The organism is Salinivibrio sharmensis (assembly GCF_001995985.1).
Lineage (GTDB): Bacteria > Pseudomonadota > Gammaproteobacteria > Enterobacterales > Vibrionaceae > Salinivibrio > Salinivibrio sharmensis.
In genome coordinates, this window is sequence record NZ_MUFC01000001.1 from 345,388 (window position 1) to 364,740 (window position 19,353).

At 51.1% G+C, this 19,353-nt stretch carries 23 protein-coding genes; 14 read left to right on the forward strand and 9 right to left on the reverse strand.

Translation table 11 applies throughout. From position 1 onward, the window contains the following. The first annotated feature begins 40 nt into the window (after nucleotides 1–40). Entirely contained in the window at nucleotides 41–1,768 is a 1,728-nt protein-coding gene (ptsI, locus tag BZG74_RS01660) for a phosphoenolpyruvate-protein phosphotransferase PtsI (protein ID WP_077771050.1), read from the forward strand. A 39-nt stretch (nucleotides 1,769–1,807) separates the two neighbouring features. Continuing rightward, nucleotides 1,808–2,317 (forward strand): PTS glucose transporter subunit IIA, encoded by a 510-nt coding sequence (gene crr / locus BZG74_RS01665; RefSeq protein ID WP_069361104.1) that lies wholly within the window; start codon nucleotides 1,808–1,810, stop codon nucleotides 2,315–2,317. Between the two features lie 72 nt (nucleotides 2,318–2,389). On the opposite strand, the gene BZG74_RS01670 is transcribed toward crr, so the two are convergent. Then, nucleotides 2,390–2,839: a DUF2919 family protein gene (locus BZG74_RS01670; RefSeq protein WP_158020621.1), complete on the reverse strand. Its 450-nt coding sequence runs from the start codon at nucleotides 2,837–2,839 to the stop codon at nucleotides 2,390–2,392. Nucleotides 2,840–2,960: 121 nt separating this feature from the next. Between BZG74_RS01670 and BZG74_RS01675 the strand changes: the two genes are divergently transcribed. Both BZG74_RS01675 and BZG74_RS01680 read left to right on the forward strand, forming a co-directional pair. Beyond that, complete coding sequence (locus BZG74_RS01675) at nucleotides 2,961–3,305, forward strand: DUF2956 domain-containing protein (protein ID WP_077771052.1); 345 nt, start codon at nucleotides 2,961–2,963, stop codon at nucleotides 3,303–3,305. A 65-nt stretch (nucleotides 3,306–3,370) separates the two neighbouring features. After that, nucleotides 3,371–3,751: a DUF1499 domain-containing protein gene (locus tag BZG74_RS01680; protein ID WP_158020622.1), complete on the forward strand. Its 381-nt coding sequence runs from the start codon at nucleotides 3,371–3,373 to the stop codon at nucleotides 3,749–3,751. Here the strand turns inward: BZG74_RS01680 and BZG74_RS01685 are convergent. Continuing rightward, entirely contained in the window at nucleotides 3,748–4,026 is a 279-nt protein-coding gene (locus BZG74_RS01685) for a winged helix-turn-helix domain-containing protein (protein ID WP_025740011.1), read from the reverse strand. The genes BZG74_RS01680 and BZG74_RS01685 overlap by 4 nt on opposite strands. Before the next feature lie 224 nt (nucleotides 4,027–4,250). Here BZG74_RS01685 and BZG74_RS01690 point away from each other — a divergent pair, with 224 nt between their 5' ends. Genes BZG74_RS01690 through BZG74_RS01705 form a run of 4 tightly spaced genes read left to right on the forward strand, consistent with a single transcriptional unit; the run spans nucleotide 4,251 to nucleotide 6,643 of the window. Next, nucleotides 4,251–4,595: an ArsC family reductase gene (locus tag BZG74_RS01690; RefSeq protein WP_077771054.1), complete on the forward strand. Its 345-nt coding sequence runs from the start codon at nucleotides 4,251–4,253 to the stop codon at nucleotides 4,593–4,595. Between the two features lie 37 nt (nucleotides 4,596–4,632). Beyond that, complete coding sequence (dapE, locus tag BZG74_RS01695) at nucleotides 4,633–5,766, forward strand: succinyl-diaminopimelate desuccinylase (protein ID WP_077771055.1); 1,134 nt, start codon at nucleotides 4,633–4,635, stop codon at nucleotides 5,764–5,766. After that, nucleotides 5,766–6,461, forward strand: a complete 696-nt coding sequence (locus BZG74_RS01700; protein WP_077771056.1) for a M15 family metallopeptidase — start codon at nucleotides 5,766–5,768, stop codon at nucleotides 6,459–6,461. Before dapE ends, BZG74_RS01700 begins: the two co-directional genes overlap by 1 nt. Then, the gene (locus BZG74_RS01705; RefSeq protein ID WP_077771057.1) at nucleotides 6,449–6,643 is read left to right on the forward strand and encodes a DUF2897 family protein; all 195 of its coding nucleotides are present in this window, start codon (nucleotides 6,449–6,451) and stop codon (nucleotides 6,641–6,643) included. The genes BZG74_RS01700 and BZG74_RS01705 overlap by 13 nt, the downstream gene beginning before the upstream one ends. 69 nt (nucleotides 6,644–6,712) lie before the next feature. On the opposite strand, the gene purC is transcribed toward BZG74_RS01705, so the two are convergent. From purC to dapA, 3 genes are read right to left on the reverse strand one after another with little or no spacing between them, the layout of a single operon-like run. Then, on the reverse strand, nucleotides 6,713–7,426 hold the full coding sequence (purC, locus tag BZG74_RS01710; RefSeq protein WP_077771058.1) for a phosphoribosylaminoimidazolesuccinocarboxamide synthase: 714 nt from the start codon (nucleotides 7,424–7,426) through the stop codon (nucleotides 6,713–6,715). Nucleotides 7,427–7,484: 58 nt separating this feature from the next. Beyond that, complete coding sequence (bamC, locus tag BZG74_RS01715; RefSeq protein ID WP_077771059.1) at nucleotides 7,485–8,513, reverse strand: outer membrane protein assembly factor BamC; 1,029 nt, start codon at nucleotides 8,511–8,513, stop codon at nucleotides 7,485–7,487. 15 nt (nucleotides 8,514–8,528) lie between these two features. Continuing rightward, nucleotides 8,529–9,407, reverse strand: a complete 879-nt coding sequence (gene dapA, locus BZG74_RS01720; RefSeq protein ID WP_077771060.1) for a 4-hydroxy-tetrahydrodipicolinate synthase — start codon at nucleotides 9,405–9,407, stop codon at nucleotides 8,529–8,531. A gap of 266 nt (nucleotides 9,408–9,673) precedes the next feature. Here dapA and bcp point away from each other — a divergent pair, with 266 nt between their 5' ends. Further along, nucleotides 9,674–10,144: a thioredoxin-dependent thiol peroxidase gene (bcp, locus tag BZG74_RS01725; RefSeq protein ID WP_077771061.1), complete on the forward strand. Its 471-nt coding sequence runs from the start codon at nucleotides 9,674–9,676 to the stop codon at nucleotides 10,142–10,144. A 79-nt stretch (nucleotides 10,145–10,223) separates the two neighbouring features. Here bcp and BZG74_RS01730 read toward each other — a convergent pair whose 3' ends face one another. From BZG74_RS01730 to BZG74_RS01740, 3 genes are all read right to left on the reverse strand, one after another. After that, nucleotides 10,224–11,660 carry an FAD-dependent oxidoreductase gene (locus tag BZG74_RS01730; RefSeq protein ID WP_077771062.1) on the reverse strand — a complete coding sequence of 479 codons (1,437 nt, stop codon included), beginning with the start codon at nucleotides 11,658–11,660 and terminating at the stop codon, nucleotides 10,224–10,226. Between the two features lie 106 nt (nucleotides 11,661–11,766). Beyond that, complete coding sequence (locus BZG74_RS01735) at nucleotides 11,767–12,846, reverse strand: AI-2E family transporter (protein ID WP_077771063.1); 1,080 nt, start codon at nucleotides 12,844–12,846, stop codon at nucleotides 11,767–11,769. Between the two features lie 10 nt (nucleotides 12,847–12,856). Further along, nucleotides 12,857–13,075 carry a sulfurtransferase TusA family protein gene (locus tag BZG74_RS01740; protein WP_077771064.1) on the reverse strand — a complete coding sequence of 73 codons (219 nt, stop codon included), beginning with the start codon at nucleotides 13,073–13,075 and terminating at the stop codon, nucleotides 12,857–12,859. Between the two features lie 125 nt (nucleotides 13,076–13,200). Here BZG74_RS01740 and bepA point away from each other — a divergent pair, with 125 nt between their 5' ends. From bepA to BZG74_RS01760, 4 genes are read left to right on the forward strand one after another with little or no spacing between them, the layout of a single operon-like run. Continuing rightward, nucleotides 13,201–14,700, forward strand: coding sequence for a beta-barrel assembly-enhancing protease (gene bepA, locus BZG74_RS01745; protein WP_077771065.1), 1,500 nt, complete (start codon nucleotides 13,201–13,203; stop codon nucleotides 14,698–14,700). Nucleotides 14,701–14,723: 23 nt separating this feature from the next. Further along, on the forward strand, nucleotides 14,724–15,080 hold the full coding sequence (arsC, locus tag BZG74_RS01750) for an arsenate reductase (glutaredoxin) (RefSeq protein ID WP_077771066.1): 357 nt from the start codon (nucleotides 14,724–14,726) through the stop codon (nucleotides 15,078–15,080). Continuing rightward, entirely contained in the window at nucleotides 15,077–15,667 is a 591-nt protein-coding gene (gene wrbA / locus BZG74_RS01755) for an NAD(P)H:quinone oxidoreductase (protein WP_077771067.1), read from the forward strand. Before arsC ends, wrbA begins: the two co-directional genes overlap by 4 nt. 36 nt (nucleotides 15,668–15,703) lie before the next feature. After that, nucleotides 15,704–16,117, forward strand: a complete 414-nt coding sequence (locus BZG74_RS01760; protein ID WP_077771068.1) for a DUF2069 domain-containing protein — start codon at nucleotides 15,704–15,706, stop codon at nucleotides 16,115–16,117. A 66-nt stretch (nucleotides 16,118–16,183) separates the two neighbouring features. Here the strand turns inward: BZG74_RS01760 and BZG74_RS01765 are convergent, their stop codons facing one another. Beyond that, nucleotides 16,184–16,669 carry a zinc ribbon-containing protein gene (locus tag BZG74_RS01765; RefSeq protein ID WP_077668171.1) on the reverse strand — a complete coding sequence of 162 codons (486 nt, stop codon included), beginning with the start codon at nucleotides 16,667–16,669 and terminating at the stop codon, nucleotides 16,184–16,186. A gap of 106 nt (nucleotides 16,670–16,775) precedes the next feature. On the opposite strand from BZG74_RS01765, the gene leuS reads away from it, so the two are divergent. Continuing rightward, on the forward strand, nucleotides 16,776–19,352 hold the full coding sequence (gene leuS, locus BZG74_RS01770) for a leucine--tRNA ligase (RefSeq protein WP_077771069.1): 2,577 nt from the start codon (nucleotides 16,776–16,778) through the stop codon (nucleotides 19,350–19,352). Nucleotide 19,353: the final 1 nt, after the last annotated feature.

A 19,353-nucleotide genomic window follows, 5' to 3' on the forward strand; every position in this document is an offset into this window, starting at 1 on the left:
TTTCTATCGGTTTTAAGTTGGATAAACGTAAGGTAAAGCTATGATTTCAGGCATCCTGGCATCACCTGGTATTGCTTTTGGTAAAGCACTGCTGCTGCAAGAAGAAGACGTTGTCATCAATAAAGATAAGATTGATGCGTCTCAAATCGACAAAGAAATTCAGCGCGTATTGGATGCTCGCGAACAGTCTAAGACGCAACTCGAAGCGATCAAAGACAAAGCAAGGGAGACCTTTGGCGAAGAGAAAGAAGCTATCTTCGAAGGTCACATCATGCTGCTTGAAGATGAAGAACTCGAAGAAGAGATCGTCAGCTTCATTAAGTCAAACCTAGCGACCGCCGATCACGCCATCTATAGCGTTATCGAAGAGCAAGCGGTCACGCTTGAGTCACTGGATGATGACTATTTGAAAGAGCGTGCTGCAGATATCCGTGATATCGGCTCACGGTTCGTCAAAAATGCACTTGGCATCAACATGGTGTCGCTGAGCGCAATCAATGAAGAAGTGATCCTTGTTGCAAACGACCTGACGCCTTCTGAAACAGCACAGGTTGACCTGAATTATGTGCTTGGTTTCATTACTGACATTGGTGGTCGCACATCGCATTCCTCGATCATGGCTCGCTCGCTTGAGCTGCCAGCTATCGTGGGCACCAACGATGCGACCGGCAAAATACAAAACGGCGACATGCTGGTGCTTGATGCGATTAACAACCAAATCGTTGTCAACCCATCAGATGATCAACTCAGCAAATTCAAAGCGATTCGCGACCAGCACATTGCCGAGAAAGCTGAACTGGCAAAACTTAAAGATCTTCCTGCCATTACACTCGACGGCCACCAAGTTGAAGTCTGCGGCAACGTGGGCACAGTCAAAGACTGTGACGGCGTAAACCGTAACGGTGGTGAAGGTGTGGGGCTTTACCGCACCGAGTTCCTGTTTATGGATCGCGACGCACTTCCTACCGAGGAAGAGCAATACCAAGCTTACAAAGCGGTAGCGAAAGCCATTGATGGCCACCCAGTGATTATCCGTACCATGGATATCGGTGGTGACAAAGATCTGCCGTATATGGACTTGCCGGAAGAAATGAACCCATTCTTGGGTTGGCGTGCGGTCCGTATCAGTCTTGATCGTCGCGAGATTCTCCGCGATCAGCTGCGTGCTATTCTTCGTGCATCGGCGCACGGTAAAATCCGTGTGATGTTCCCGATGATCATTTCTGTGGAAGAAATCCGTGAGCTGAAAGAAGCCATTGAGACCTACAAAGCAGAACTGCGCCAAGAAGGTCACGATTTCGATGCTGATCTTGAAATCGGTGTAATGGTTGAGACACCCGCCGCGGCTGCGATTGCCCACCATCTTGCGAAAGAAGTGGAATTTTTCAGCATTGGCACCAACGATTTGACCCAGTATACCTTGGCGGTCGATCGTGGCAACGAGCTGATTTCGCACCTGTACAATCCACTGTCTCCTGCTGTATTGACGGTTATCAAGCAAGTGATTGATGCCTCACATGCAGAAGGTAAATGGACGGGAATGTGCGGAGAGCTTGCAGGTGACGAGAAAGCAACGTTACTATTGATGGGTATGGGTTTGGATGAGTTTAGTATGAGTGCCATCTCTATCCCTCGCATCAAGAAGATTATCCGTAATGCCAACTTTGCTGATGTGAAAGCGATGGCCGACAAAGCGCTCACTTTGCCAACTGCGGCAGAAATCGAGGCCTATGTCGAAAAATTTATTGCGGAAAAAACCGCTTGCTAATATACAATCAGCAAAGAATTACTGCTTAGGAGCAACACTATGGGTCTGTTCGACAAACTGAAGAAGTTGGTGTCTGAAGACGGCAACGACGCAAGTGCCATTGAAATTATCGCCCCATTGTCGGGTGAGATCGTCAACATCGAAGACGTGCCTGACGTTGTGTTTGCTGAGAAAATCGTCGGGGATGGTGTTGCGATTAAACCATCAGGCGACAAGATGGTTGCGCCAGTTAACGGCACAATCGGTAAGATTTTCGAAACCAACCACGCTTTTTCAATTGAGTCAGATGACGGCGTTGAGCTATTCGTACACTTTGGTATCGACACCGTCGAACTAAAAGGCGAAGGGTTTAAGCGCATTGCGGAAGAAGGTCAAACGGTGAAAGCCGGTGATACCGTGATCGAATTTGATTTAGGCATGCTCGAAGAGAAAGCTAAATCAACGCTAACGCCGGTTGTTATCTCTAACATGGACGAAATCAAGGAGCTGACCAAGCTTTCTGGTGCCGTCACTGTGGGTGAAACATCTGTATTGCGCGTCACTAAGTAATTCGGTTTACTTAGTAAGAAAAAACGCAGCCTAGTGCTGCGTTTTTTTATGCCCGGCTAAAGGTTGCCCAGTCTAGGTGAATTGATAAAAAAAGCGCTTTACGCGCTGGCTTCTTAACCAATAAAGGCTCGCCCACGCTAACCAAAGCCCGTGTAAGGCAAGCAACCAATCAAACCGTCCCCCCGTCAACGTAAGCGTATGCACTACTTGATAGGCTTCCCAAAGCCACAATAGCCACACCCACCAATAACCTAAGTGCCAATGCTGTGTTAACCATTCAGGCGCCTTATCGCAGTTGCCCACTAACAGTAATAGCCCAAGCGGTACCAAGCCAATCCCTAAGCTGAGATAGAACGCAGAGGTATCCGGGTAAACCAGTGCAAGCAGCTCGCTGCCCTGCTCTCGGCTAACACCAGCCATCGCCAATAGCCACCACGCGCGACTTAACAGTAGCAGGCACAGTACGGCGATCTGGGGAGCCTTGATGTACCCTTTGTCGTCGAAATGATGAAACGTATCCATAAGATTTTTGATTGAGAAGTCACGCATTTACCATGGCGACATGCGATAAAAACTGCAAGCGCAAAAGCAAAATTTGTTATTCTTGGATGGAGTCATTTTTTCAGCGTTAGATGGAGCCTTCATGGCCAAAGCAAAAGCAACAATTTCGCCAGAGACCCAACAAGATGCCATGCGCGTTGCTAAAGCCACGCAAAAGCCCGGGCAAACCAAGGCTCAGACGAAACTGATCGCTCAGGGGATTGAGAAAGGAATTGCGCAGTACAAAAAAGAACAAAAAGCGAAGGCGCGGACACAGGATAAAGCACGCAAGAAACAGCAAAAACCGACACCGGTGGTCGAGCAATCGAGCGAGCCTGCGCCTTCATCTCAGCCTCCCACACAAGATAAAGGGTACAGCCGTTTACCTTGGCTTTTACTCGTCGTAAGCTGGATCGGGTTTATTGGTTACACGCTCGTGGGGGCATAATGGGAAAAAATCTGCTCAGCCTCATTGTAGTATTTACGCTATTCGGCTGCTCAAAAGGAGGCTCCATGGCAAAGCAACCACCTGTCACTGCCTGTGGTGACAGCCCTAATTGTGTTTCAACAGAAGATAGGCGCGCGAAGTATCAGTTAGCGCCCTTGTCATTAGCTAGCACCGATATTGCCTTTACCACCATCGTCGAAAAGATTGCCGCCATGCCACGCGCGGAAGTGGTTTCCGCTCAGGACAACTACGCACACTTACGCTTCACCACCCAAGTGCTGCGCTTTGTCGATGATGTTGAAGTCTCACTCAACGGAGACCAGGTTGCGCTTCGTTCAGCCTCTCGTGTCGGCTATTACGACTTCGGCGCAAACCGTCGGCGTGCCGATGCCATTCGCCGTACCCTAGTTGAGGCGGAACTGGTCACACCCGCTGATGTACGTTAGTTGATATACGAGCGAATATCTCTTTTTTTATCCTCGACCCAATCGCGACGAAACGGGCCCCAGTCTTTTAGCTGGTAATAACCATCGTTATGGCGCTTGCCATCTTGGATGAATGTCATATCTATACCAAGCCCAGACAGTGATTTGAGCACGTCTTGGATTGTGCGACGTGGCCAGCCTGTTGCTTCAATTAAACGCGGCACGTTTGGGCGTTCCATTTCTTCTACCAATGCGGCGAGGTACAAGCGCCGAGCAAATACCGGGTTGAGTTCCATACGAACCTCCAACAATTACGAATGATCCCATTATTCATGGCGCCTGCTAAGAGGCTTTGCGTTTGATCAAAACGCCATCAAATCGACGTGCTGCAGGCGCATTTACCCACGCATTTCACACGCTTTTGCGCCTTCAAATGACGCACATGCCTACCGCGCTGGGTGTTGCGTTCATTAACAAGCAGTGTCACTCTTAAACCTTTGCCAACAAGCACGATAAGACCATGACAACTGTATTTGGGATTAAAAACTGCGACACCCTAAAAAAAGCCCTAAAGTGGTTGGATAACCAAGGTATCGACTACCAATACCACGACTACCGAAAAGATGGCTTAGACGCACAAATGCTGCAAACTTTCGTTGCCGAACTGGGCTGGGAAGCGTTAATCAACAAACGTGGCACCACCTACCGCCAACTAAGCGATGAGCAAAAAGCCCATTTAGACCAAACCAGCGCGATCGCAATCATGCTCGATAACCCAGCGATCATTAAACGCCCATTGCTCGTACACAAAGGTAGCTATTACCTCGGCTTTAAAGAGAACCAATACGCTGATATTTTCGCGTAATGTGATAGTCGATTCATTTTTGCTGTAAGGAAACCCGATGACTGACTCTGCCACGTTGGCTTTAGCGAAAGATCTGATAAACCGAGAATCGGTGACACCGGAAGATGCCGGCTGCCAAGATCAAATGATCGCGCGATTAGAAGCCTTGGGCTTCACTATTGAGACCATGGTGTTTGAAGATACCACCAACCTGTGGGCCAGACGGGGCACTGACGGCCCTTTGTTCGCCTTTGCCGGCCACACCGACGTGGTTCCCTCTGGTCCGCGTGAGCAATGGCACACACCACCGTTTGAAGCGACGGTGATTGATGACCATCTCCATGGACGTGGTGCTGCTGACATGAAAGGCTCACTGGCTGCTATGGTCGTGGCTGTTGAGCGTTTTATTGCCGAGCACCCTGATCATTCAGGCTCGCTCGCGTTCTTAATTACCTCAGACGAAGAAGGCCCGTTTATCAATGGCACCACCCGTGTGGTTGATACTCTAATGGCGCGTGGTGAAAAGATTGACATGTGTATTGTGGGTGAGCCATCCAGCACCCATCATGTCGGTGATGTGGTTAAAAATGGCCGTCGCGGATCCATCACTGGGGATCTCTACGTCAAAGGCACACAAGGTCATGTTGCCTACCCCCACCTTGCCACCAACCCGGTGCATCAGGCGATGCCGGCGCTCACCGAGCTTGCGCAAACACTCTGGGACAAAGGCAATGCGTTTTTCCCACCCACAAGCTTCCAAATCCCCAATATCGGAGCTGGCACAGGCGCGGCCAATGTCATCCCAGGGGAGTGCCACGCACAGTTTAATTTCCGCTTTAGTACAGAGCTGGACAGCGAAACCATCAAAAAGCGGGTTTACTCGATTCTAGACGCCCACGGGCTCGACTATACCTTGGAGTGGACGCACAGTGGCGACCCTTTCCTAACCGATAAAGGCACGTTACTGGACGCGGTGGTGGCTGCGGTAGAAGAAGTGAACCATCAAACACCGGAACTACTGACTACTGGTGGAACCTCTGACGGTCGTTTCATTGCGCAAATGGGGGCGCAAGTGATTGAACTCGGCCCGGTGAATGCCACCATCCACAAGGTAAATGAGTGCGTGAGCATCCCGGATTTAGAAAAGCTGACTGACATGTACCAAAAGGTCTTAGAGAAGGCGCTCCCTTAATGCCGACACCCGCACAGCTCACAGGGCAAGACGCCTCAGCGCTCACACCGATTAACAGTCGGCCTAATGCGCCCTGCCTGCACCAAGCGATTTTAGCCGACTTTGCCGCCCTACAACAGGCGGCATCGCAAGCAGGGTTCACGCTCATGATCGCCAGCGGCTATCGCTCATTTGCGCGTCAGTTAGCCATTTGGAACGGCAAATTTAGTGGCGAAAAGCCAGTGTTGGACGCAGAGAGTCGCCCGTTAGATGTGTCATCACTGTCCGAAGAAGCGCGGGTCAAAGCGATACTGCGCTGGTCAGCCTTACCAGGGGCAAGCCGCCACCATTGGGGCACAGACTTAGACGTATATGACAAGCGGGCACTGGGGCCGGATCAAACGTTAGCGTTAACGCCACCAGAGTATGATGATGGCCCTCAAGCTGCGTTTTCACAATGGCTCAAAGTGCACGCCTCCAAGTGGGGGTTCTTCCTTCCTTACGCCGAAGATAAAGGTGGGGTTGCGAGAGAGCCTTGGCATATCAGCCATATCGCCACCAGCCACACCCTGTTATCTGCTTTTGACCAAGACATGCTTGCTATCGCCATCGATAGTGCCCCTATTTGTGGTAAAGATACCATTCTTGGCCAGTTAGATTGGATATATTCAACCTATGTCACCAACCTGTGCGAGGTGGAACAATGGAATGGCTAACCAACCCTTACGTCATTATTGCCATCGTAGTGGCTGTCGTGGTCAGCAATATCATGGCGCTCAAATACACCGCCAACGCAAAATTTGGCCTTAAGTATAAAGACAAGCCAGATAAAACCACGTCATCCAAGGAAAATAATGCGGATAGCGAGCCATCGCAGTCTGATGAGCACAAAGACTAAAATAGCGCCACATTAATGGCGCTATTTTCCTCACTTAAAAAGCAAACGTTTGCTTTTTAAGTCCAAAAATTACAGGGTAAGGCCGATACGCTTTGCTACCTCGATGTAAGCATCCACAACACCACCTAGGCCTTGACGGAAACGGTCTTTATCCAGTTTTTCTCGGGTATTGGCATCCCACAATCGGCAACCGTCAGGACTAAACTCGTCACCCAGAACAATATTACCTTGATGATCAACACCAAACTCAAGTTTGTAATCAACCAACAATAAGTCACCGTCCGCAAACAAGGCTTTGAGAACATCATTCACCTTATAGGTCAGTGTTTTCATCGTCGCCAGTTGTGCTTGTGTGGCGTAGCCCAAAGACTCACACAGGGATTCATTGACCATAGGGTCGTGCAGTGCGTCGTTTTTTAAAAACAATTCAAAGGTCGGTGGCGTCAGTGCTGTCCCCTCTTGGACGCCGAGACGACGACAAAGCGATCCAGCAGCGATGTTGCGGACTACGCACTCTACAGGGATCATATCTAGCTTTTTCACCACGCACTCGGTATCCGACAACAGGTGGTCCATTTGGGTGGGAATACCTGCTTGCTCAAGCTTTTGCATGATGAAGTGATTAAATTTGTTGTTCACCTCGCCTTTTCGCTCGAGCTGCTCAACACGCTCGCCATCAAAGGCTGACGTATCATTGCGAAAGTGCAGAACAAAGCGGTGCTCATCCTCTGTGGCATAGACAGATTTTGCCTTACCGCGATACAACTCAGCACGTTTTTCCATTACCTATACTCTCCATTAGGCGCTAAAAGTAAGGGACGCACACCGCGTCCCTATAAAATTACTCTGATGCTTGGTTCACTTGGGCAATAACCGCTTTGAGCGCTGGGCTCAGCGCTTCTAACGTCGCCTCATCAACCGGTTTTCCATCACTGTTAGTGACGTTGAGTGACGTGCGGTTGCCGAGATCGCCCAGCAGCAGGGTGTAGCTATTATCTGGGAACGTAATCGGATCAACGCCAAGGGATTGCCAACGCTCATCACTTGGCGCGACGTGACGGGTTTTCACCGTGCCTTGCGACTGGTTACGACTTTCTACCGTGAACCCTAAAGGCTTGATGATAGCAGGCAGCTTTTCCCACACCACATCATAAGGGGCGCGAGCAATGATCACCGGCAGGCCACTCCGGTCAGTGCCAAAGCTAATCGGAATATCCGCTTGGCGCTGCTCGGCTAAGCGGCGCGCCTCGGCACGCAAGGCCGCATCGTGACTCACCGTGATAAGGTTGGTCATCAGGGTGTTGTAGCGCTCACGCAACGCAGGTGTGAGTGGATCATCGCTGGCTTTCGCGCGCGAATCAATCATGTTCACCCCTAACGCAAAGCGGCGACCTTGCTCAAGGCGTGATAGACGGAAGCGTGCTTGGTGAGCGCTGTCTTCTTTTTCCCAAGCAATCCAACCGGTTTCGACTTGGTCTGCGGTTTGCGACGACACTGGAATCGTCTGCTCGCTGACCAAACGCTCTACCGTTTGCCATACTTTATCGAGTTGCTTTTCATTGGCAACCGCTAGAGTAACACCGCGGCTATCACGTTGTATCCGTGCGCCCGGGATCAGGTCCAGCACTTGGCGCGGCGGACGAATATCAACATCTTTGCCCACTTCCCCTTCAAACTCTTGCGAGGGAATTTGATAGTTGGTGGAGAAATATGGCGCTTGATCCGGCAAGGTCTGCCATGGCGACAACGGGGTTGTTTGCAAGTAGCCAAAGTCATCTTTGGCTTGACGACGCTGCTCGGCGCCACCACTACAGGCCACCACACTGGTGGCCATGATGGCACAAAGGCCGAGCTTAAATACTGGTTTCATTGACACTCCAACGGCTTACACCGCACCTGCTACACGCAGTGCTTCTCGCACATCTGGACGCAAGTGCTCGCTTAATTCAGTTAATGGCAGACGAAGGTGTCCATCCGCAATCAAGCCCATTTCACGGACTGCCCACTTCACTGGGATCGGATTGGCTTCGTCAAACAGGTGGCGATGCAGTGGGATCAAGGTTTCGTTAATGGCATGCGCCTGCTCTGCGTCACCCGCGCGCGCCAGTTTGATCATTTTAGCCATTTGCGCCGCTGCCACATTATTAGTGACAGAGATAACGCCATGTCCCCCAGCCAAGACAAAATCTAGGCCAGTTAAATCATCGCCACTGAATAAGAGGAAATCATCGCCACAAAGTTCCCGATGAATCGCGACTCGGCTTACATCAGCGGTGGCATCTTTAAGGCCAATAATATTGTCAAACTCAGCCAACCGCGCCACAGTCTCCGGTTGAAGGTCAACCGCCGTGCGCCCAGGGACATTATATAAAATTTGCGGTAAGTCAGTGGCTTCAGCAATGGCTTTGTAATGCTGGAACAAGCCTTCCTGCGTCGGTTTGTTGTAATAAGGGGTGACACTCAGGCAAGCCGCAACCCCTGAGCCGGCAAACATTTTGCTGAAAGTGATCGCTTCATGAGTAGCATTGGCACCGGTTCCCGCGATAACCGGAATACGTCCGTCAGCGAACTCCAGGGTCTTCAACACAATTTTAATGTGCTCATCCACGGTGACTGTCGACGACTCTCCCGTCGTCCCCACTGCGACAATCGCATCAGTGCCCGATTGGATATGAAACTCGACCAATTTTTCCAGGCTAACGTAATCAACTTCGCCATGTGCATCCATTGGTGTGACGAGTGCCACAATGCTTCCAGAAACCATGTTCGTCTCCCTTATTAGTGATGCTTGCAATGTTACTTTTGGCGCTGGGCAAACACAAGAATAACCCTGCGTCTAGGCATGTCTTAATCAACATTTTTCGTCGCTAGACAAGACCAGTGCTCGTTATAATCGAGTAAGCAGGGAGCCTGCGTCAATGGGCGGTAAAATCCTGTCAAGTCAGTGATCCTATTATCAAAAACTTGCGTAATCGCGAACACCCTCTATCATCGTGAATTCGGTTTACCGACAAAAAGGAAACGTAGCGCATGCAAACAATCACCGAAGGCGCACAAGCGCCCGATTTTTCACTGCAAGATCAAAATGGCGATACGGTCACGTTGAGCCAGTTTCAAGGCGACAAGCGCGTGCTGGTCTACTTCTACCCTAAAGCAATGACACCAGGCTGTACGACGCAGGCATGCTCGTTGCGCGACACCAAAGCCGAGCTGGATGCACTTGACACCGTAGTGCTTGGCATAAGCCCAGATCCGGTGAAAAAACTGGCTCGTTTTGTTGAACGCGACGCGCTTAACTTCACGCTATTGAGTGATGAAGATCATGCCGTCGCTGATGCGTTCGGCGTTTGGGGACCGAAAAAATTCATGGGCAAAGAATACGATGGGATTCATCGTCTAAGCTTTTTGGTCGGCAAAGACGGTAAGATAGAACACGTATTCAATAAGTTTAAAACCAAGGATCACCACCAAGTGGTGTTGGATTACTTAAGCCAAGCGTAACGTCAGTCGACGTTGGCTGCAAAGCAGCCTAAACGCCGTTTACCAAAAGCGCACGTACACCGTGCGCTTTATTGTATGATTAGCCGACAGGCTTTGCCAACGCTTCAGGGTATCCGCGGCGTGTTGCAAACTCGCAAGCGGTATCGATTATCTTCGCGGTGTTGGGGCGCGACAGCGGATGATAAGAGGTGGGCGAGATCCAACCAGCATCTTCAAACTGCGTCAGTACTTTATTGATCGCCGTCAGCGCAGACGACGCTTTGACAATTTCCAAGCGCGCATAACGCTCACCATCAAACGACACATCAGAGGCACGTAACGAAGGATCATCGCCCGGGATTTGCTGAGCGCCGCACAAAGGTTTACCGCCCACTTCAGCGTATTGAAACGCTGGCAACCACTGGGCAAAGTGGTCAATGGCGCGGTCAGTACGTTCGCATACCTCTTGCCATTCCCATCCTTTATCGATGTTTTTCACATAACGCGCATCCACACTTGGTTGGGCGGATTGTGTCGAGCTTTTTACCAAACCTCGCTCAAACAAGGTGACGTCTTGGGTCATGCCATGGAGTTGGAAGAAGCCATCTGGATAGGGCGTCAATTGTGCCATACCTTGTGGGGTGCCCCGCTGTCCATGGACAATAATCTCCGGCCATTGGTACTCGGTGCTTGTCCAGTGCGCGATATATGCGGCTTTGTATTCCACCAAACGCTTGCGACCAAACCCCGCCATATCATCGATTGTTCCCGTACGGAATCCGGCAGCATTGATCAGATAGTCAACCTCAGTGCTCTGTATCTGGCCAGTATGGTCTTTATAGGTCACCTGCCACCCAGACGCCAAAGGCTGGGTATCAATCACTTTGTGATTAAAGTTGAGCTGGCAATGAGGAACCTCAGCAAGGGTTAACTGCGCTTCCGCTGCTAAGCGAAACACGCTGAGTCCATACTCTTGTACCAGCACCAGTGGATACTTCATTGCACTTAAATCGAGTGACTGCGCCACTGGCCACATCCATTGGTCAGCGACATCCGTCACGCTGTGATAGTCTTGGTCGCGTAAAGCTTCTAACCGGTCTTGATGATACAAGCGGAAATAATTACTCGGCTCACCCATGACTTTATTATCGCTATCGATCTCAACCAATTGCGCATAACGCTCACGCAAGGTTTCTAAGCGCGCCATCACACTGTCTAACGAGCCTGGATCTTGCTGAGGAACGGCGAGGACAGTCGGTCGACGATTGACCGAATGCGGATACATGCGCACCGTGGCCACCGACTGTTCGAGTAAGGTCAGGCATTGATCGAGTGAAATTTCACGATACAAATTGCCGCCCGCGTGCAGATGGCAAATTGGCGGCCCACTCACCAAGCCGGTGCCCGCCTCAAACACCTGGGTGTCCACCCCGCGCTCAGCCAAGCGCATTGCCGCTGTGGTTCCCGCAACACCGCCACCTATCACAGCGACGCGAAACTTTTCTACTTGCGTTTGTTCTTGCCTGTGTTGTGCCATGCCAACCCTGTTTTCATTACTACTTCTGTGGGCCAAACTGATCACGGCATGTTCATGCTTACCTGCCGCTCAGCCCCTTTTATTAGGGGCGTGAAAACAAGATGGATCACTCAACATCTGTCTTGGGATCGTCATCCAGCTCAATCACTGGCAGCGCTTGCCACACCGCTTTCACTAAGGTCGCCAATGGAATAGCAAAAAATACCCCCCAAAAGCCCCAGAGTCCACCGAAAACCAGTACGGCTATTATGATGGCGACTGGGTGTAAATTCACCGCTTCTGAAAAAAGCACGGGGACCAGCACATTGCCGTCCAGCGCTTGGATAACGCCATAGGCGATCATTACATACCAAAAACCCGGCTCGAGCCCCCACTGGAACAAGGCAACAATCGCTATCGGGACGGTGACAATCGCTGCGCCAATATAAGGCACCAAGACAGAGAAGCCCGTCGCCACACTAAGTAGTACCGCATAGCGAAGGTCCAAAAGGCTAAAGGTCAAATAACTGCTCACCCCGACGATAATGATTTCAGTCACTTTGCCGCGGATGTAGTTGGAGATCTGCTGATTCATCTCATGTCCCACGCGGGAAGCAAGACGACGGTTGCGCGGTAACAAGCCTTTGAACATCGCCAACATTTGCGCTTTGTCTTTGAGCAAAAAGAACACCAGCAATGGTACCAAAATCAGGTATACCGCCACCGCGACTAAGTTCACCAAAGACGCCAATGAGCCTTTTACCAGTGTTTCGCCAAGGTTGAGCACTTTGTTTTGCAAGGTGTCGACGAAAGTGTTGACCATGTGCGGGTTAATCAGCTCTGGGTAGCGTTCTGGCAAACTCAGCATCAGTGCTTGCATGTTATTAAACATATTTGGCACATCGGCCACCAAGCTGACCCCCTGGTTCCATATGGTTGGCACCAGGCCAAACAGCGCCATCAAGGTTAAGCTGACAAACACCGCCAGTACCACCAGCACTGAAAAAACACGGGGCAAGCCCAACCGGCAGAGGCGATTAACCGGCCAGTCGAGCAAATACGCCATGACGATCGCGACCAATAATGGGGCGAGCAAATTGCCAAAAAAATAGATGGTAATAAAACCAAAAAGAAGGATCGCCACCAGGCTCACGGCATGTGGGTCAGAAAAACGTCGCCGATACCAACGATGTAACATATCAAACATAAAAAGCCTGCTATTTTTTTGTGATGAGTAGCCGCGAAGCGGGCGTATCTAACCACCTCATGCTAAAACCTTCGCGTTTAAAGTACTTGGGAATATCTTCTTTCGCCCCTTGATCACCGAGCAAAATCACCAACTGTTCATCTGGCTGTAGAAAGGCGGCGGCGCGCTTTGCTAGCAGTAGCGCCATTGGGCAAACATGTTCTCGCAAATCAAGTGTTTGAGATTCCATTCTGGCTCACCGGTCGGTATTATCGTCAGTATTGTAATGGACATTAGATAGAACGCCAACGAAACCCTTGCGGCTTTTGTCGGTCTGTACCTAAGTACATCCTGCATTTAAAGGTCATCACGCTTATGTCATCTCGCGCACCTTGCTCGAACAAAGGAACAAAGGCTCGTCGCCTACTCGCTTATGCACTGGCGGGCGTATTAGCGAGCGCACCTGTGTCTGCACGCGTTGAGTCATACCAAAGCGATTTGCCTGATATTGGTACTGCCGCCGTCAGTACCTTATCGGTTGCCAAAGAGAAAGAGTTTGGTGATGCCTACATGCGGATGCTCAGAGCCAGTAAGCCCGTCATCAGTGATCCGCTGCTCAGCGAATACATAAATGGCTTGGGACACCGGTTAGTCGCGAATGCCAATGATGTTCGCACCCCGTTTCAATTTATTCTCATTGATAACAAGGCCATCAATGCCTTTGCCTTTTTTGGCGGTTATGTGGCCATGCACTCCGGCCTGTTCCTACACGCCAAAACAGAAAGCGAGCTGGCATCGGTGATGGCCCATGAAATCGCCCACGTGACCCAACGTCATTTGGCAAGAAGCATGGAAGAGCAAGCACAGACGTCGCCGCTCACGGTGGCCGCCTTAGTGGGCTCGTTGATGCTTGCGATTGCTGCTCCCGAAGCTGGGATTGCAGCCGCACATGCTGCGACAGCTGGGAGTATGCAAAACCAAATCAATTTCACCCGTCGCAATGAAGAAGAAGCAGACCGAATTGGCATTGAAACACTTGCGCGCGCTGATTTTAATGTGCAAGCGATGCCACGATTTTTCTCGCGGCTAGCGGATGAGTACCGTTACGCCAGCCAAATGCCCGAGTACTTCAGCACCCACCCCTTGCCCGCTTCACGGATCACAGACTCGCGTGCTCGTGCCCGTCAATACCCACAAAAACGGGTGCCTGTCTCGCCGGAGTATCAGCTGGCGCGCGCCCGCATCGTCGCAAGATATAGCGGCATCGCCAGTCGATCAGCCATGGACTGGTTTGAACGGCGCAACAAAGAGGCCTCGCCGGCCGAAAAGCAAAGCCTCGATTACGGAATGGCGCTGCTTGATATTGACGCTCGCCGTTTTGACGATGCGCGAGAAAAATTAGCCCCACTTATCAAGGCGCAACCTAATAATCGATTTTTCATCGATGCAATGACCGATTTAAACATCGGTGAAAAACAGTACGACAAGGCACTATCACGCCTTGAGCAGGCGTTGAACCATCAACCTAACAACCGCGTATTATTGCTCAATCGCGCCTATACCTTGGTCAAAGCCAAACGTGGCGGTGAAGCCATTACCATGCTGGAGCGGTATACGCACCAACACCCTGATGACAGCAACGGCTGGTTTTTGTTACAACAAGCGTACGAAAATACGGGGACGCATCGAGACGGCGAGCTGGCCGCACAAGGTGAGCGCTATGCATTGCGCGGACAGTGGGACAAAGCCATTCGTAACTACACCCAAGCGGCTCAGCTCGCAGAGTTAGGCAGCTTAGCGCAAGCACGGTATGATGCACGCCTCGACCAACTGCGTCGTCAGCAAGCTCGCTTTAAAGCGCTTAGCGATCGGTAATTCAATCAAAAAGGACCATTGTTGTGACCACCATTACCCTCTACCACAACCCGCGTTGCTCCAAAAGCCGTGAAACACTTAAATTGCTCGAGTCTCACGGTGTCACGCCTACTATTATCAAGTACCTTGAGAACCCGCTTTCTGCCGAAGCGTTGTCGATGTTAAAACAGCAACTCGGACTTAGCTCGTTTCGGGATATGATGCGAACCAAAGAAGCAGACTATAAAGCGGCAAACTTGGGCGATGCGTCAGTGGACGAAGCAAAATTACGCGACGCCATGGTTAACAACCCCAAATTGATCGAACGTCCAATCGCCGTCAAGGGCGAAAAAGCAGTCATTGGTCGTCCGCCAGAGAACGTACTAGCGCTGATAAAATGACTAAAGTATTAGTGCTCTACTACAGCCGCTCGGGGAATACACGCAAACTCGCCCAACAAGTGGCTCGGGGCATCGAAGCACAAGGGGTGGAAGCGGTGCTGCGCACGGTTCCCGAGCTGCCCGCTTACCCTGATGGCCAAGTGCCAGACACAACCGCGAAAGACCCTTTTGTCACCCGGCAAGATTTGTTGGACTGCCATGGCCTAGCCCTCGGCAGTCCGGTGCGTTTTGGCAACATGGCCGCGCCCTTAAAGCAGTTTATCGACAGCACCAGTGGCGAGTGGCTATCAGGTGCACTGATTGATAAACCTGCGGCTGTGTTCGGCGCTGGCTCTATGCTGCATGGCGGGCAAGAAACGACCCTGCTCACCATGACGGTACCGCTGCTTCATCATGGCATGGTGCTGATCGGTGTGCCACACAGTGAGCGCGCGTTACACACCACAGAAGGCGGCGGCTCACCTTATGGTGCGTCAAGTGTGGCTGATGCAAACCAGCCTTTAATTGCAGACGAAAAACAAATCGCCAAAACCTTAGGCCAACGTCTCGCGCGTTTCGCGCAAACCGTTCACCATCACTTGGGATAAAAGGATAGAATTGTGACTGACTCTCGGCTTGCATTAATGCGTAAGCTCTCGTTGTTGAGTAACCTCGGCCTGATTGCCTGGGTGATAATCTGGCACGCAGCGTTATCGCCTCACCCTCACCTTAATGCGTTGGCGGTGACCATCGGCTGGACCATTCCTCTTCTACTCCCCCTGCCGGGGATCGTGAAAGGAAAAGCTTTTACCCATGCGTGGGCCAACTTTATTTTGATGTTTTACTTTTTGCACGCCTTAACCCTTATTTATGTTGATGAAGGGGAGCGCTGGCTGGCGGCGGCCGAGCTCGTCTTAGTGACCTTTGCCTTCGCTAGCAATATCGTCTTTGCGCGTTGGATGGGAAAATCACAAGGGCTGAAGCTGCCACGTCTTTCTCAAGTGGAACGTGAAGAGCGCCAACGCTTTGAGGGCAAGGATAGCGCCTCGTCTGACTGAGAACTGACCTTTATCCTCACCCTTGGTCTGTTAATCGCTGCGGCTAAGCCAAGCATCGCGCTTGGCTTACACCGGGTACGGGCGGCGAGAGAAATACCGGTGACCACACTTGCTACATGGTGCAATCACATCTACACGGCTATGCCGTGTTTGGTGTTGGCACTGTTCGCATTGCAAGACGCCCAACCCCACAATTTCGCCCGCTTCATACACACCATGATGCTGAAGGTCGTCGAATACTTCCCGCCACTCTAGCTGAGTGCGGTCGGTGATTTCTGCCAGTTGCTCCCAAATCGAGTTAGCAATCAGATCGTTAAACACCTGGCTATCAATGTCCTCGTCTTGGGACTTGTTATACTGCTCGCCAAAGGCTTTCACGTCGCGCTTAAAGTAAGCTTCAATTAACGCCCACTCATCTTTGGTCAGATCCGCGGCCGCTTTGAGGTATTGATCAGATAACTCGACCCAGCGAGACAAAGCCTCTGGACTGTTTTCCAGCGCCTCTTTTACCCGCTCAATGATACTTTGTTGGGGTTCTTTCTCTTTATTCATGGTTCCGTCCTGATTCAAGTGTTGTTGCGGTCTCTGCCTTTCGTTATTCTATGACGATATTTCTCTTTCAGGTTTTACCTTTCTCACAGAATCTCGGAAGCCATCGATGCAAGAACAATATAGCCCGCAAGATATTGAACAAGAAGTTCAAGCCCATTGGGATGACAATAAAACCTTTGTGGTTCATGAAGACCCTAACAAAGAAAAATTCTACTGTCTTTCTATGTTCCCTTACCCCAGTGGCCGACTACACATGGGGCATGTCCGTAATTATACCATCGGTGATGTGATCTCGCGTTATCAGCGCCTGCAAGGCAAAAATGTGATGCAACCTATTGGTTGGGATGCATTTGGTTTGCCAGCCGAAGGGGCCGCTATCAAGAACAAAACCGCCCCCGCACCTTGGACTTACGAAAACATTGATTACATGAAAGGCCAGCTGAAAATGCTGGGCTTCGGTTACGATTGGGATCGTGAAATCGCCACTTGTAGCCCAGATTACTACCGCTGGGAGCAAGAGTTCTTCACCACGCTGTACAACAAAGGCTTGGTCTACAAAAAGACTTCCTCGGTCAACTGGTGTCCGAATGACCGAACCGTGTTAGCGAACGAGCAGGTGCACGAAGGATGCTGCTGGCGTTGTGACACCCCTGTCGAGCAAAAAGAAATTCCACAGTGGTTTATCAAAATCACCGATTATGCAGAAGAGCTGCTGCAAGATATCGACAAACTGGATGGTTGGCCAGAAATGGTCAAAACCATGCAACGCAACTGGATTGGCCGCTCAGAAGGGGTGGAGCTGACTTTTGACGTGGAAGGTGAGCACCCTGCTCTGGATGTGTACACTACCCGTCCTGACACCTTGATGGGTGTGACCTATGTCGGGATTGCCGCCGGTCACCCACTGGCCGATGCCGCAGCCAAAAACAATCCAGCGTTGGCTGAATTTGTACAAGAGTGCCGTAATACCAAGGTTGCTGAAGCAGAGCTTGCCACCATGGAGAAAAAAGGCATGGCAACCGGTCTGTACGCGACTCACCCGCTTAACGGCCGCCGCGTACCTATCTTTGTCGCCAATTTTGTGCTGATGGACTACGGTACTGGTGCGGTTATGGCCGTGCCCGCCCACGACCAGCGCGACTTTGAGTTCGCCAGCAAGTACAGCTTGGATATTGAGCCGGTGATCCTCGATGAAGACGGCAACGCGCCTGATTTGTCTGAGCAGGCATATACCGAGAAAGGCAAGCTGTTTAACTCGGGTGAATTTGATGGCTTAGACTTTGATGCCGCGTTTGATGCGATTGCCGCCAAGCTTGAGTCTTTGGGCAAAGGCAAGAAGACCGTTAACTTCCGTCTTCGTGATTGGGGCGTATCGCGCCAACGCTACTGGGGTGCCCCTATCCCGATGCTGAACACCGAAGACGGTGACGTGGTGCCAGTCCCGACGGATGAGCTGCCCGTGATCCTGCCAGAAGATGTGGTGATGGATGGGGTACAAAGCCCGATTAAAGCGGACAAACAGTGGGCACAAACCCAATACCAAGGCAAGCCTGCACTGCGTGAAACCGACACCTTCGATACCTTTATGGAATCGTCTTGGTACTATGCGCGCTATTGCTCGCCGCAGGCCGATCAAATGCTCGATCCAAGTGCTGCCAACTATTGGCTGCCTGTAGATCAATATATCGGCGGCATTGAGCACGCTTGTATGCACCTTCTTTATTCACGCTTCTTCCACAAGTTGCTGCGTGATGAAAACATGGTTGATAGCGACGAGCCGTTTAAGCAACTGCTCTGTCAGGGCATGGTGCTGGCTGATGCCTTTTACTACACCGATGATAAAGGTGTGCGCGTATGGGTATCTCCAACCGAGGTGACCGTCGAACGTGATAGCAAAGGGCAAATTGTTAATGCGGTAGACAGCCAAGGCAATGCCGTTACTCATGCGGGCATGACCAAGATGTCGAAGTCGAAAAACAACGGCATTGACCCACAATTAATGGTTGAAAAATACGGCGCCGATACGGTACGCCTGTTCATGATGTTCGCCGCGCCCGCGGATATGACCCTCGAATGGCAAGAGTCAGGCGTTGAAGGTTCACACCGCTTCTTGCGTCGCGTCTGGAAATTGGTTTACGAGCACAGTCAACAAGGACCTGTCGCGGCATTGGATGCGAGCGCGCTCAACAATGAGCAAAAAGCGCTGCGCCGCGAGGTGCATAAAGCCATTGCCAAAGTCAGTGATGACATGGGTCGCCGTCAGACATTTAACACCGCTATCGCGGCGATTATGGAGCTGATGAACCGATTGGTGAAAGCACCACAACAAAGCGATCAAGACCGCGCGGTGCTCGACGAAGCCCTTAAAGCCGTGGTGTTGATGCTTTACCCAATCACCCCGCATATCTGCTTTAGCTTGTGGCAGGCACTCGGTGAGACCCACATCGACGATGCGGCGTGGCCACAAGCCGACGAAGCAGCCATGGTTGAGGATGAGAAACTGATCATCGTCCAAGTTAACGGTAAACTGCGCGCCAAGATCACCGTCGCCGCTGATGCGGAGAAAGAGACCGTAGAAGCCCAAGCGATGGCGGATGAAAACGTGGTGAAATTTACCGAAGACAAAACCGTGCGCAAGGTGATTTACGTGCCTGGCAAGCTGGTTAACATTGTTGCCAACTAAC

Coding starts and splice junctions, on each gene's coding strand:
- ptsI (WP_077771050.1), top strand. CDS start 41: ATGATTTCAGGCATCCTGGCATCACCTGGTATTGCTTTTGGTAAAGCA.
- crr (WP_069361104.1), top strand. CDS start 1,808: ATGGGTCTGTTCGACAAACTGAAGAAGTTGGTGTCTGAAGACGGCAAC.
- BZG74_RS01670 (WP_158020621.1), bottom strand. CDS start 2,839: ATGGATACGTTTCATCATTTCGACGACAAAGGGTACATCAAGGCTCCC.
- BZG74_RS01675 (WP_077771052.1), top strand. CDS start 2,961: ATGGCCAAAGCAAAAGCAACAATTTCGCCAGAGACCCAACAAGATGCC.
- BZG74_RS01680 (WP_158020622.1), top strand. CDS start 3,371: ATGGCAAAGCAACCACCTGTCACTGCCTGTGGTGACAGCCCTAATTGT.
- BZG74_RS01685 (WP_025740011.1), bottom strand. CDS start 4,026: ATGGAACTCAACCCGGTATTTGCTCGGCGCTTGTACCTCGCCGCATTG.
- BZG74_RS01690 (WP_077771054.1), top strand. CDS start 4,251: ATGACAACTGTATTTGGGATTAAAAACTGCGACACCCTAAAAAAAGCC.
- dapE (WP_077771055.1), top strand. CDS start 4,633: ATGACTGACTCTGCCACGTTGGCTTTAGCGAAAGATCTGATAAACCGA.
- BZG74_RS01700 (WP_077771056.1), top strand. CDS start 5,766: ATGCCGACACCCGCACAGCTCACAGGGCAAGACGCCTCAGCGCTCACA.
- BZG74_RS01705 (WP_077771057.1), top strand. CDS start 6,449: ATGGAATGGCTAACCAACCCTTACGTCATTATTGCCATCGTAGTGGCT.
- purC (WP_077771058.1), bottom strand. CDS start 7,426: ATGGAAAAACGTGCTGAGTTGTATCGCGGTAAGGCAAAATCTGTCTAT.
- bamC (WP_077771059.1), bottom strand. CDS start 8,513: ATGAAACCAGTATTTAAGCTCGGCCTTTGTGCCATCATGGCCACCAGT.
- dapA (WP_077771060.1), bottom strand. CDS start 9,407: ATGGTTTCTGGAAGCATTGTGGCACTCGTCACACCAATGGATGCACAT.
- bcp (WP_077771061.1), top strand. CDS start 9,674: ATGCAAACAATCACCGAAGGCGCACAAGCGCCCGATTTTTCACTGCAA.
- BZG74_RS01730 (WP_077771062.1), bottom strand. CDS start 11,660: ATGGCACAACACAGGCAAGAACAAACGCAAGTAGAAAAGTTTCGCGTC.
- BZG74_RS01735 (WP_077771063.1), bottom strand. CDS start 12,846: ATGTTTGATATGTTACATCGTTGGTATCGGCGACGTTTTTCTGACCCA.
- BZG74_RS01740 (WP_077771064.1), bottom strand. CDS start 13,075: ATGGAATCTCAAACACTTGATTTGCGAGAACATGTTTGCCCAATGGCG.
- bepA (WP_077771065.1), top strand. CDS start 13,201: ATGTCATCTCGCGCACCTTGCTCGAACAAAGGAACAAAGGCTCGTCGC.
- wrbA (WP_077771067.1), top strand. CDS start 15,077: ATGACTAAAGTATTAGTGCTCTACTACAGCCGCTCGGGGAATACACGC.
- BZG74_RS01760 (WP_077771068.1), top strand. CDS start 15,704: ATGCGTAAGCTCTCGTTGTTGAGTAACCTCGGCCTGATTGCCTGGGTG.
- BZG74_RS01765 (WP_077668171.1), bottom strand. CDS start 16,669: ATGAATAAAGAGAAAGAACCCCAACAAAGTATCATTGAGCGGGTAAAA.
- leuS (WP_077771069.1), top strand. CDS start 16,776: ATGCAAGAACAATATAGCCCGCAAGATATTGAACAAGAAGTTCAAGCC.